The following is a 10,858-nucleotide window of genomic DNA, read 5'->3' on the forward strand; positions in this document are numbered from 1 at the left end:
GCTGAGCTTTTCCCTGAACAACCCTTGCTGACCTTATCCAGAGTCGCACTTGCTTGGTTGGCTTTGCTCGTTATTATGGTCGTTTGGGCTGTCGTTACTGAGATTAACTATAGTCAGTCGGCGGCAAGGTATGATGGCTTATTAAAAGAGCAGCAACAAAAAACAAAACTAGCCAATAAATTAGCAGCGCAAGTGCAAAATAGGCAAGTTTCACCGGCTTTAACACAAAGCCTCAACACGATAAAATTAGTGATGCAGCATAAAGATGCACTGTTAACTAAACTCACCGACTCAAATGAGACTTTTGCTGGCGGCTTTGTTATGGCAATGAATGATCTGTCAGCCATGCATCATAAAGATATTCGCTTACAAAGCATTAGTATTAATGCTAACGACATGAGTTTTACCGGCCTAGCCCGAAATCCACAAGCGGTACCGGCATGGCTAGCAGGCTTTAAACAATCACGCTTATTATCCGGTAAGGCCTTTGTCCATTTTAGACTTAGTCAGAATGAACAAAATATTACCGAGTTCTCTGTCAGTTCAACGGCTAAAAAGGGTAAAAGCTAATGAAGCAACAATGGCAAAATACCAGTGATAAGTTTCTGAAACTCAGCAGCAGAGAGCAGTTTTTACTGCTATTAACTGGTCTAGTGGCGATATTTTTTATTATCTCCTATTCATTTGTTGATGATAAAAGTGCCAAGATAGTTACCTTTGATAAACAAAGTCGAGCAATGACCTCTGGCAATAAAACCCTTAACTTTACTATCAAAGAATACCAAACCGCGCTCGAAAAAGATGCCAATGAAAATACGGTTAAACAAATAGCAAGGCTTGAGGCCAAGCTAGCTAAAATTGACCTGCAATTAGTACATTTAACTAATGAGTTGATTAGTCCAACTGAGATGCGAGAAGCCTTACTCAAACTACTTAAATTGGAGCCTGGTGTGTCCTTGCTGTCGTTCGAGTTAATTGGTGCAAAACCGTTATTGGATTTACCAGCCCCATCCCAAAATTCTATTGCGGGCTCACATGCACCGACAGGAGAGCAATTGGGTTTAAATTTATATAAGCATGGTATTAAAATTAAATTATCAGGTAAATATTTTCAGTTACGCAACTACCTACAGCAGTTAGAGCAGTTATCGTGGAAGTTTTTTTGGCAAGACTTTCTTTTCGAAGTCAAAGAGTACCCACGCAGTGAAGTCGATATAACCATCTATAGCTTGGGCTTAAATAAGGAGTTTATTGGTGTCTAAAGTGCATTTTAATTTATTCTTAACCGCAGGCTTGCTTGTTGTGGCAACGACGCTGACTTTGCCGATTAGCCTAGCCGCTGATGTTGACCCCACTCGTCCATTTGGCGTAAGTGGCTCAGGTAGTGATAGCAAATTAAAGCGTGATGGCGGTTTTCTGTTAACCTCCATTATTCATGGTGATGGCATTCATACGGCTGTCATCAATGGCAATATTTATAAAATGTTTGACTATGTTGGTGAGTACCGCATCACCGCTATTAATAGTCATAGTGTGATATTACGCAGTAAAACTAAACGATTAAAAATAAATATATTTAAAAATACCGGTTTTAAAAGTACCGTTGTAGCAAGTACTGTAGGTAACTAATGATAAAAACAAGCCCCCCTATGAACAAACTAAAATTAAAAATCGCCTTTTCAACGTTATTATTTGCCTTAGTTGGCTGTCAAACAGTACCGAATGATCCGGTAGAAATAAAAGCAGACCTCGATAAATCCATTAAAGAAGCTAAAGCATTTAATGGTCCTAAGCCATTAACGCAAGTACCCAGTTCAGTACAGCAAGAACTGATGTTTAATGATATGAATCGTGCTAAACAGGGTATGTTGGCTGAGAAACGTTTGGAAATTTCAGCCACTGAAGTTGCAGCCAAAGATTTTTTTCAAGCGATTGTTCAAGGTTCACGTTATAACATAGTTATTCACCCTGATGTTGTTGGCCAAATTTCACTCAGTTTAAATAATGTTACTTTATCAGAGGCCTTAGACGTCGTTGAAGATGTCTATGGCTATGAGATTACTCGCACGGGTAACACAGTGAAGGTATTCCCTCCAGGGATACGTACAGAAACCATTGCCTTAAATTACTTATTTCTAAAACGTTTTGGTTCATCTAGCACGACAATCAACTCTGGTGGTGTCTCAGAAAATGATCCTAACAGCGGCAATAGCAGTAATAACAGCAACAGCAGTAGTAACAGCAATAACCGCAGTGGCAATAGTGGCTCTAATAATCAAAGTAGCGGCATCAATTTATATACTGAAAATGAATCAAATTTTTGGGAAGAACTGAAAATATCTTTAACTGCCTTTGTTGGTACCGGAGATGGTCGCGCCGTGATAGTCTCTCCACAAGCCGGTTTGGTGACAGTACGTGCGTTACCAAAAGAAATCATAGCCGTTAAGAAGTTTATAAAAGCTACCGAAACCCATTTACATCGCCAAGTGATCATTGAAGCGAAAATAATGGAAGTTACCCTTAATGATGATTATCAACAAGGTATCAAGTGGGAGAAAGTCTTAGACCAAGTCGGTAGTGCTGAAATTATCTATTCCACTACGGGTAATGTTATTGGTAATGTTATCTCTAGTACTATTGGCGGCGTTAGTAGTTTGGCGTTTAGTAAACAAACTAATGGTAGTGATTTTTCCGGTGTTATTGAGCTTTTACAAACACAAGGTAATGTACAAGTACTCTCCAGTCCGCGTATCACAGTCACGAACAACCAAAAAGCGGTTATTAAAGTGGGTGAAGATGAGTATTTCGTCACTGAAGTTTCCAGTACAACCACTACGGGCACCTCAACCACTACCACTCCAGAAATTGAATTAACACCGTTTTTCTCGGGCATTGCCCTCGATGTAACACCACAAATTAGTGCAGATGGTAGTGTCATATTACATGTACATCCATCGGTGACCATTACCGAAGAGCAAACTAAAGTCATTAAAATAGGTAATGAGGTGCTAGTTTTACCACTAGCGCAAAGTAGTGTCCGTGAGTCAGATACTATTATTCGTGCTCAATCTGGTGAAGTAGTGATAATTGGTGGCTTAATTGAAACCTATAAAGTTGATATTGAGTCAAAAACGCCTTTCTTAGGTGATATACCTTTTTTAGGTGAGCTCTTTAAAAGTAAATCACAACGGACGCAAAAACGTGAATTAGTTATCATGCTTAAGCCAATTGTTGTTGGTCAAGATACTTGGAAAAACCAACTTCAAGATGCGCGCAGCCTACTGACAAAATGGTTTCCAGAAGAAGTAGCCGCGTGTGAGTTATCTGATGAAGGTAAGTTAACAGCAAAATGCCAAGCGCAATGTGTCGATGCAGAATATGCTGCAGCCCATGATATTTGCCAAGCGGCACAGTAAAATTAAACTAAGTTAGTTCAACTAGTAGAATTGCTATGTATTTATATCATTTTGGTTTAGGAGAGTTACCTTTTACACTAACGCCTAATACCAGTTTTTATTTGCCATTGGCACCACATGATGAAGCCTTAGCCGTGCTGTCAACAGCGCTGCAAACAGGTGAAGGCTTTATTAAGGTGGTCGGTGAAGTAGGTACAGGCAAAACATTGTTATGCCGAAAGCTGCTCAATGAAATACCAGAGCATTTCGTCACTGCGTATATCCCTAATCCCTATTTGAACCCTGATGAATTAAGGCGCGCTGTTGCCGTTGAGCTAGGCGTTAAACAAGCACAACGTATGTCAGTGCAGTTATTAACTCAGCGAATTCAAACGCGTTTATTAGAGTTACATGGTCAAGGACATTCAGTGGTACTGATACTTGATGAAGCACAAGCACTGCCAGAAGATAGCTTAGAAGCGTTAAGACTATTTACTAATTTAGAGACAGAAACACGTAAATTACTACAAGTGGTTTTATTCGCGCAACCAGAGCTTGATCAGCGCTTAGCCAAAACAGAATTTCGCCAACTAAGGCAACGCATTACTTTTGCCTATAAATTAAGGCCGATGAATGCCAATGAAGTACAGCAATATATTCAACACAGATTATTAGTAGCGGGTTATAAAGGTGCAGAACTCTTTCCGGTGGCCATTTGCAAAAAAATTGCCCGAGCGAGCCAAGGCATACCGCGCTTGGTCAATGTGTTATGCCACAAAATGCTAATGCTTGCTTATGGTCAAGGACACTACAAAATGACGGTTAAATTACTTAAAGCCGCAGTTAAAGATACTGAAAGTATCGAGCAAGGCTCAAATAAAAGCCTATTGGTTTTTTCATGCTTGGGCATCTTAAGTGCCCTGTTTATGGCTTATTATACCTTGGTGGTTAAATCATGAGTGTTATTAATCAGATGTTAAAGGATTTAGATCAGCGAACCCCTGACGCTGATGCGCTTGCTGCACAGCCAAATTACCCTGCACCTGTGCATTCACCAATGAAAATTGTCGCTATAACCACTATTTTAGTGCTGGTTGTCTGCTTGACTAGCTTTTATGTGTGGTCGTTACAGAATGAAAATAAAGCCTTAAAAGCCGAGCAAGGTGCGACTAAAGCTAGTTCAACTCAACTTGTTCCATCGGGCACTGTATCTTCAGGCATTGTAGCTTCGGGCATTGTACCGTCTCACAAAAGCCCAACTAAAGAAGTTTCAGCAGTTAGCAAGGAAGCTAAAGGCAAAGATAGTAGGGCGAAGAGTAATCACCAAAGCCAAGTTGCTAAAGCGCCAGTAAATGATAGTGCTATTTTTAAAGCCTCGACCAGCAAGGCTCAAGAAATTAAGGCTAAGACTATTGTCGATAATGGCTCAAGTCGAGTTACCCCGGCAAAGAAAGCTGCTGTTATTGCTCATACTGAAGTTAACGTTGATGATAGTCGTGCAGGTTATAACAAAAGCCATACAGCAGCTCATAGCCAAGGTAGCACTAAAGAGATTACCAAAGAGAATGTTCATAGTCATCCGCATATACCACCGGAGCTAAAGCAGGTAAGCGTAGCCAAAGCTAAGTCGAAAGCCAATTCAAGTGCTAAGCCAAAAGCACAGGCAAATAAAATTTCGGTATCACGTCGGCAGTTGTCGGCGGATGAGTTAGCACAACAAAAAATCGTCCAGGCTGAAAAGGCACTTGGAGCAAAACAAATTGCCAAAGCGGAGAACTTGCTTGAAGATGTGCTTATTATCAAGCCAACGGATAGTCAAACCCGTAAAAAATTAGCAGCACTGTGGTTTGGTCGACAAGCCTATCAAGATGCAGTGAACTTGTTATCACAAGGTATCGCCTTAAATGGTCAAGACAGCAGCTTACGTGAGATGCAAGCACGTATATATTTACAGCAGGGACAGACAAGGGCCGCATTAAATACCTTAAAGCCATTAGCGGGCCTTAAAGATGAGCAATATCAAATTATGCTGGCAAATATCGCGCAGCAAGCACAGCAAAATGAAGTCGCTGTTGCTGCTTATAAAGTACTGATAACCATGCAACCTGAGATGGGGCGTTGGCAGTTAGGCTTAGCGGTATTGTATGATAAAGATAGCCAATTTAAATTAGCGAGTAAGGCTTATGCACAGGCTCTAGCAAAAAATGATTTATCTATTTCATCCGAGAACTTTATAAAGCAACGTATTCAGGCAATAGAACAGTAAGAACATGTCTTATATGAGCCATGGGCAACTTGCTTTACCAGTATTGTACGATAAGAAGTGCCAATTGACGCTAGCAGATAGAAAGCGTTAATAAAAAGTGATTTATCTATTTCAACAGAAAAATTTGTTAAGCAAAGCATTCAGGCAATAGGAACAGTAGGACAAAATATGGCAGCTCCCAAATTAAAGATGCGCTTAGGTGACTTATTGGTTCATGAAAATATCATCTCCAATGAGCAGTTAATGCAAGCGTTAGCGAGTCAAAAGCAAACGGGTCGAAAGCTCGGTGATACCTTAATCGAGCTTAGCCATCTCTCTGAAAGACAATTGTTGCAATTTTTAGCGCAGCAACTTAATGTGCCATTTTTGGATATTTCTCAGCATAAAATAGCGCCCAATGTTGCCAGTTTACTGCCTGAAGTGCATGCTAGACGTTTAAGAGCCTTGATCATTGAAGACCGAGGCGCTTCAGTATTACTCGGTATGAGCGATCCTGCCGATTTAAGTGGCTTAGATCAATTAGAGCGGATGTTATCGCCTAAGCGTATTGAGCTTGCGGTAGTGATGGAGTCACAAATATTTGATGCCTTCGACAGTTTATATCGCCGTACTGCTGAAATTGAATCTTTTGCCAGCCAACTAGAGGAAGAATATGAAGAGTCTTCTAGTTTTGATCTTGCCACCACCTTCCTTGCTGAAGGCGGTGATGCCACGGTAGGAAAATTACTGCAGTCTGTATTTGAAGATGCAGTACAAATGCGCGCATCGGATATTCATATTGAGCCAGAAGAACATCAATTGCGTATTCGTCAGCGTATTGATGGCGTCTTACAAGAAAAAATTCTGAAAGAAAATAAAATTGCTTCCGCTATGGTGTTACGCCTTAAGTTAATGGCGGGTCTGGATATCTCAGAAAAGCGTATCCCGCAAGATGGCCGCTTTAATATAGATATTAGTGGTCACAATATTGATGTACGTATGTCGACCATGCCGGTTCAATTTGGTGAGTCGGTAGTAATGCGTTTATTAGATCAATCTGCGGGGTTGTTATCCCTAGAGCAAACGGGTATGCCGGCAGATATTGTTAAACGTGTCCGCCAACAAATCCGAAGACCCCATGGCATGGTGTTAGTTACTGGCCCAACGGGTAGTGGTAAAACAACGACACTCTATGCGGCATTAAATGAACTTAATGAAGCGAGTAAAAAAATCATAACGGTTGAAGATCCGGTCGAGTATCGTTTACCCAGAATCAACCAAGTACAAGTAAATACTAAAATTGATTTAACTTTTTCAAGAGTATTAAGAACAGCACTTCGCCAAGATCCAGATATTATGATGGTAGGTGAAATGCGCGACCAAGAAACAGTAGAAATAGGCTTGCGAGGTGCGATAACCGGTCACTTAGTGTTATCAACACTACATACCAATGATGCCATTACCAGTGCCCTGCGTTTAATTGATATGGGCGCAGCAGGGTTTTTAGTGGGTAGTGCACTCAGAGCTGTTATAGCCCAACGCTTGGTGCGTAGAGTCTGCGACTCTTGTACCACCGAATACCAAGCGGATGAACAAGAAATATTTTGGCTAACCAATTTAGCGGGCGAGCAGGCAAAAACTAGCCAGTTTAAGCAGGGTAAGGGTTGTCAATCTTGTCAATACACCGGTTATAAAGGCCGCATAGGCGTCTTTGAAATACTTGAAATGAATCAAGAGATGATGGCGGCATTAAAACGTAATGATAGTGAAGCCTTTGGTAACTTAGCCAAAGCAAACCCTAGCTTTACTCCGCTTGCGAAAGCGGCTTTTGATTATGCTGCCAAAGGCATTACTACAGTAGAAGAAGTGTTACGTTTGGTTGAAACAATTGATATTAATTAGTCATTTTAGCTAATTAATAAAATGATTAATCAAGTAATAACGTATGTTAGAGCATAGAGATATTTATGGCGTCATTTAATTATACCGGGCGAAATGCCAATGGTAGTCAGGTAAAAGACAGTATTGATGCGGCTAATTTAGATGCGGCTGCTGAAAAATTATTCAAAAAGGGTATTACACCTATTTCTATCGTTGCCGGTGGGCAAGGGAATAGTAGTATTGCTAGTACTGATATTTTTGAGTTACTCAATAATGGTCGGGTTTCCTTAGAAGAGTTGATTATCTTCTGTCGGCAGATGTATGCCTTGATGCGCTCTGGTGTACCTATATTACGTGCTATTAATGGCATGGTTGAATCAGCCAATTCCAATACCCTTAAAAAAGCGCTCTCGGATATAGGAAAACAGCTGGAAGGTGGTTATAGTTTTTCTTCTGCACTTAATCATCATCCAAAAATCTTTGACCATCTCTTCGTTTCCTTGGTCCATGTAGGTGAGAATACCGGTCAGCTTGATCAAGCTTTTTTTAAGTTAACCACTTACCTTGAACGTGAGTTAGATACCCGCAAGCGCATTAAAGCGGCATTGCGCTATCCAAGTATGGTGCTTATTGCCTTATCAGCCGCTTTGGTTATTTTAAACATTTTTGTTATCCCAACTTTTGCCGATATGTTCTCTCGACTAGGGGCCGACTTACCACCGATGACACAATTTATAATTGCCAGTTCTAACTTATTTACCAACTATTGGTATTATATGTTACTTGCCATAGTGGTGACTTACTTGATGATCAATAAGTCACTTAAAACTAAGCAGGGACGTTATCAGTGGGACAGGCGCAAGATTAAAATCCCAATTATTGGCAGTATTATTGAACGTTCAATATTGGCACGATTTTCCCACAGTTTTGCCATTGTCTTAAAAGCGGGTGTGCCTATGACCACAGCCTTAACCTTAGTTGCTGAAGCGGTAGATAATACCTATATGCAGGATAAAATTGCCGCCATGCGACAAGGCATAGAAAGTGGTGAAAGCTTATTACGTTCATCTGTAGCCAGTAATCTTTTTACTCCCTTGGTATTACAAATGGTTGCTGTTGGTGAAGAAACTGGCCGAGTTGATGAATTATTGGCAGAGGTTGGTGATTATTACGAACGAGAAGTTGATTATGACTTAGCAACCTTAACCGCAAGAATTGAACCCTTGCTATTAGTGGTGGTCGCGATAATGGTATTAGTTTTAGCACTAGGTATTTTTACGCCTATGTGGGATATGGCTTCGGCTATGCAAGGTTAATAGCAGATAATATGGCTAATCCACCGGGTAATACTGAAAAAAAACAAGAATCAACTATTGAGTTTGTTATTGTTGTAGTGATTATTGCTGTGTTGATGAAGTTATTATTGGATATGTTCTTTACTCAGCAAGAAAAAATAACCAATGTAGCTTTTGTTGGCCTAGCACAAAGTTTTACCAGTAAAGTTAATGTGGTTCATGGCCAATGGTTAATGGATAAAGAGCCGAATATTGTGGTATTAAGCCGTTTAAAGAGTAAAGAAAAACAATATGTTAATGTGAACAAATCTGGCTGGATTGATAGTGACCATACCAGCTTGGCTTGCCATGAAATTTGGCAGCAAACCTTAACAATGCCATTACAAGTGGTTAAATCTGCGGTAGTGGCGATTGAAATTAAAAATAAAGCTATTAAAAACGGCCGCTTATGCCGATATAGTATTGCTAATGGGCAATCTTTTGATTATCGTAGTGATACAGGGAAAGTGAAGCAGGTAAATTAATTCTGCTATTGAATAAATTATCATCAATAAATTATTCATCGGCTAATTTATTGAATAAGTACAAGTGATTAGCTATATTCGAGATTGAAAAGTGGTGTGCTACTGACCAAAATGGTAACATTATGTTTCTGGCAGCTAAAGATATAAATTTTCAGGCAATGCTATTGAGAATAAACTCAAGGCATTGGCTGATATAAAAAGGTTATCTCAATGATAAAAAGCATTTCCAAGCAAGGTATTGTTCAACATAGCCATAAACAGCTAGCTGTTCGCCCGACTAAACAGGCAGGCTTTACCTTAATTGAATTGGTTATTGTTGTCGTTATTTTAGGCTTTTTGGCCGCAACTGCTATTCCTAAGTTTATTGATTTAACCGTACAAGCTAAGCAGGCAAATATTCAAGGTATGGCTGGTGGCTTTGCCACTGGCGTGTCATTAGCTCGCTCGCAATGGGAAGCTGAGGCTCGTCCCAAAGATACTGACGGTGTCAATATGGTTATTTATGATGGTACGACCATTTATTTAACCAGTGAGGATAGCACTACTTCACCAACCATTAACCCGGGTTATATCGTTGGTACTGATAGTGGTAATGGTATAAATGGTAAAACCATGGCAGTAGCTGACTGTATTGCGGTATGGAATAGCTTATTGCAGCAACCCCCTTTACTAGCCAGCAGTGTTACAGAAATTAATGAGGATGGTAGCTTTAGGTATTTAGCAAATGTTGAAGGTAGTGGCTCAAGCACATTATGTCACTATCATTTAAAAGAAACATTAACGCGTGATAGCAATGGCGCTTACCTTGCACCAGCAAATTTAACCCAAGAGGGTAATAGTTTTAGTTACCAACCAGCAAATAGTTCGGTAATTATTTATATCAATGATAACTAGTTACGGATAACTATTAATTGATTTTTCGACCGTGCATTAAGCACAAATTAACTTAAATAAATTTATTCGTAAATTGAGGAAAAAGCATGAAAAGTAGTATAAATATGAAAGCAAGTCAACAGGGTTTTACCTTAATTGAATTAGTGGTAGTTATTGTTATTTTAGGTGTTTTAGCGGTGACAGCAGCGCCAAAGTTTATTAATTTACAAGACGATGCACGTACAGCAACATTAAATGCGATTAAGGCATCAGACCAATCTATTTCGACATTAGTACACAGTAAATCACTAATTGCAGGTAAGGAAAAAGAATCTACCAGTACTGTGAGTGTGAATGGTGAAAATGAGCCAATTGCTTTTGGCTATCCACGCTCAAATGATGTAGACGCAGCAGCATCGTGGCGCAATATGTTAGATGTTAGTGTAGATGATTTTATTATTATTGCAGGTGCTGATAAAACAGGAGCAAAAGTAATTATTGTCCATCCTAAGGGTGATGCTCCAACTAATCTTACTGACTGGACAATGACCGATGAGGCAACAGCAGATGCTAATTGCTTCACTTATTATTCAGAAGTTATTGCTGTCGGAAATACTCCTACATTTGGAACTGTAAACTGCATTT

General features: G+C 39.8%; 11 protein-coding genes. All 11 read left to right on the forward strand.

Features of this window, described 5'->3' with window-relative positions; genetic code table 11:
* Positions 1-570 (forward strand): PilN domain-containing protein (locus HRT50_RS05805; RefSeq protein ID WP_291612257.1); only part of this gene is annotated, 570 nt, incomplete at its 5' end.
* Positions 570-1,262, forward strand: a complete 693-nt coding sequence (locus HRT50_RS05810) for a hypothetical protein (RefSeq protein WP_291612259.1) — start codon at positions 570-572, stop codon at positions 1,260-1,262. The genes HRT50_RS05805 and HRT50_RS05810, both read left to right, overlap by 1 nt.
* Positions 1,255-1,629 (forward strand): hypothetical protein, encoded by a 375-nt coding sequence (locus HRT50_RS05815; protein ID WP_291612260.1) that lies wholly within the window; start codon positions 1,255-1,257, stop codon positions 1,627-1,629. The genes HRT50_RS05810 and HRT50_RS05815 overlap by 8 nt, the downstream gene beginning before the upstream one ends.
* 20 nt (positions 1,630-1,649) lie before the next feature.
* The gene (gene mshL, locus HRT50_RS05820) at positions 1,650-3,416 is read left to right on the forward strand and encodes a pilus (MSHA type) biogenesis protein MshL (RefSeq protein WP_367238820.1); all 1,767 of its coding nucleotides are present in this window, start codon (positions 1,650-1,652) and stop codon (positions 3,414-3,416) included.
* A gap of 35 nt (positions 3,417-3,451) precedes the next feature.
* Positions 3,452-4,354, forward strand: a complete 903-nt coding sequence (locus tag HRT50_RS05825; RefSeq protein ID WP_291612264.1) for an AAA family ATPase — start codon at positions 3,452-3,454, stop codon at positions 4,352-4,354.
* Positions 4,351-5,661 (forward strand): tetratricopeptide repeat protein, encoded by a 1,311-nt coding sequence (locus tag HRT50_RS05830; protein WP_291612266.1) that lies wholly within the window; start codon positions 4,351-4,353, stop codon positions 5,659-5,661. The genes HRT50_RS05825 and HRT50_RS05830 overlap by 4 nt, the downstream gene beginning before the upstream one ends.
* Positions 5,662-5,829: 168 nt before the next feature.
* Positions 5,830-7,542, forward strand: a complete 1,713-nt coding sequence (locus tag HRT50_RS05835; RefSeq protein WP_291612268.1) for a type II/IV secretion system protein — start codon at positions 5,830-5,832, stop codon at positions 7,540-7,542.
* A 65-nt stretch (positions 7,543-7,607) separates the two neighbouring features.
* Positions 7,608-8,837, forward strand: coding sequence for a type II secretion system F family protein (locus HRT50_RS05840; protein WP_291612270.1), 1,230 nt, complete (start codon positions 7,608-7,610; stop codon positions 8,835-8,837).
* Positions 8,838-8,848: 11 nt separating this feature from the next.
* The gene (locus tag HRT50_RS05845; RefSeq protein WP_291612272.1) at positions 8,849-9,340 is read left to right on the forward strand and encodes a hypothetical protein; all 492 of its coding nucleotides are present in this window, start codon (positions 8,849-8,851) and stop codon (positions 9,338-9,340) included.
* 210 nt (positions 9,341-9,550) lie between these two features.
* Complete coding sequence (locus HRT50_RS05850; protein WP_291612273.1) at positions 9,551-10,234, forward strand: type II secretion system protein; 684 nt, start codon at positions 9,551-9,553, stop codon at positions 10,232-10,234.
* Positions 10,235-10,320: 86 nt separating this feature from the next.
* Positions 10,321-10,858, forward strand: a 538-nt coding sequence (locus HRT50_RS05855; protein ID WP_291612275.1) for a prepilin-type N-terminal cleavage/methylation domain-containing protein, incomplete at its 3' end; no start/stop codon positions are given.

The sequence above is a fragment of the Colwellia sp. genome (assembly GCF_013215345.1).
Taxonomy (GTDB): Bacteria; Pseudomonadota; Gammaproteobacteria; order Enterobacterales; family Alteromonadaceae; genus Colwellia.

Coding starts and splice junctions, on each gene's coding strand:
- HRT50_RS05810 (WP_291612259.1), top strand. CDS start 570: ATGAAGCAACAATGGCAAAATACCAGTGATAAGTTTCTGAAACTCAGC.
- mshL (WP_367238820.1), top strand. CDS start 1,650: ATGAACAAACTAAAATTAAAAATCGCCTTTTCAACGTTATTATTTGCC.
- HRT50_RS05825 (WP_291612264.1), top strand. CDS start 3,452: ATGTATTTATATCATTTTGGTTTAGGAGAGTTACCTTTTACACTAACG.
- HRT50_RS05830 (WP_291612266.1), top strand. CDS start 4,351: ATGAGTGTTATTAATCAGATGTTAAAGGATTTAGATCAGCGAACCCCT.
- HRT50_RS05835 (WP_291612268.1), top strand. CDS start 5,830: ATGGCAGCTCCCAAATTAAAGATGCGCTTAGGTGACTTATTGGTTCAT.
- HRT50_RS05840 (WP_291612270.1), top strand. CDS start 7,608: ATGGCGTCATTTAATTATACCGGGCGAAATGCCAATGGTAGTCAGGTA.
- HRT50_RS05845 (WP_291612272.1), top strand. CDS start 8,849: ATGGCTAATCCACCGGGTAATACTGAAAAAAAACAAGAATCAACTATT.
- HRT50_RS05850 (WP_291612273.1), top strand. CDS start 9,551: ATGATAAAAAGCATTTCCAAGCAAGGTATTGTTCAACATAGCCATAAA.